General features: G+C 75.4%; 1 protein-coding gene and 1 pseudogene. Both read right to left on the bottom strand.

From position 1 onward, the window contains the following. Window positions 1-634, bottom strand: a 634-nt coding sequence (locus AB0N07_RS51095; RefSeq protein ID WP_365847848.1) for a lamin tail domain-containing protein, incomplete at its 3' end; no start/stop codon positions are given. Between the two features lie 30 nt (window positions 635-664). Continuing rightward, a pseudogene (locus tag AB0N07_RS51090) lies at window positions 665-1352 on the bottom strand (hypothetical protein); the annotation flags it as partial.

Below are 1352 nucleotides of genomic sequence, written 5' to 3'. Positions count from 1 at the left end.
CCTGGTCGGTGACGGCGAAGTCGGCGCTGTTGTCGTCCGTGTCCACGCCGTTCGTGCGCGTGAGGGACTTCGGGTCCGCGTTGGCCGAGGGGGCGCCGGCGGCCGCCGTCTCGAAGGTGTTCGTGGCGCCGTAGCCGAGCACGTCCGCGACGCCCGGCACCTGACCGGTCACCACGGAGCCGACCGGCAGGTCCGTCACGGTGCCCGCCAGGCGTGCGGGCACGATCGTGCCCTTGGTGGCCGCGGGGGTGAACGCCCCGCCGGCCACGAGGTCCGCCTCCGGCAGGGCGGCGCCCGCGGTGCCGTTGGAGCCGCCGGAGACCAGGAAGTGGCCCTGCGCGGGCACCGTGCCGGACAGTGCGACCGTGCCCTGGGTCGCGGCCGTGCCGGCGGCGGAGCGGTACTGCAGGGACCAGCCGTCGAGGCTGATCGGCTGGTCAGTGGGGTTGTAGAGCTCCACGAACTTGTGGGTGTACACGGCGTTCGCGGAGCCGCCGTTGGTGTACGCCTCGTTGATGACGAGGGAGTCGCCGGCCGGGCTGGCCTGGGAGGGCAGGGCCACGGCGGGGGCGAGCAGGGCCAGGGCGGCGGTGGTCACCGCGGTGCGCGCGGCGAAGCGGGGCAGGGGGGTCATGTCGTCCTCGTCTCGATCTCTCTCGATGGGTCAGCGCGGCAGGCCCGCGGCGGTCAGCCAGGCATGGGCGGAGAAGACGGGGTGCGTGGCGGCGCCGCGCTGCACGCCGCGGCCCTTGCCCGGGTGGTCCTCGCCCTTCACGCGGCCCTGGCCCGGGTGGTCGCCCCCATTGTCTTGGCCCTTGCCATGACCCTTGCCCGGGTGGGTGGGGGGGGGCTGCTCCGGCTCGGTGGGGGTCGGGGCCGCGGTGACCTCGAGGGCATGGCGCACCACGGTCGTGCTGCCGTCGGCGTAGCGCACGGTCATCACGAGCTCGCCCGTGCCCGCGGCGGCGGGGGCGGTGATCCCGGAGAGCGTGACGGTCTCGGAGCCCGCGGGGACGGCCACGGTGCCCAGGGCGGTCTCGACGCCGTCGGCCGTGCGGAAGGCGACGTCGACCGCGGTCGCCGCGGGGGCGCCGTCGGAGTCCACCACGAGGTCCCCGAGGGTCAGGCCGACGGCCTGCCCGGCCTCGACCGAGGCGGGGGCGTCGGTGACCGGCACGCCGTTCTTGCCGAAGTCCGGGGCGACGGCGCCGTGGGCCGCGTCCTGGGCGCGGGCGTAGTCCGTGATCGCCTGGGAGTCCAGCAGGCCCATGTTCACGAAGTTCTGGCGGCCGGTCGCGAAGGCGGTGTAGCCGTCGGGGGCCTTGGTCGGGTCCCCGAGCGTCGTCCAGGTG

Origin of the sequence: Streptomyces sp. NPDC051172 (assembly GCF_040682555.1) — a bacterium.
In the GTDB taxonomy this organism is placed as follows: Bacteria; Actinomycetota; Actinomycetes; order Streptomycetales; family Streptomycetaceae; genus Streptomyces.
Note: the sequence above shows the minus strand (reverse complement) of the source record. Positions and strands in the feature narration are given on the sequence as shown.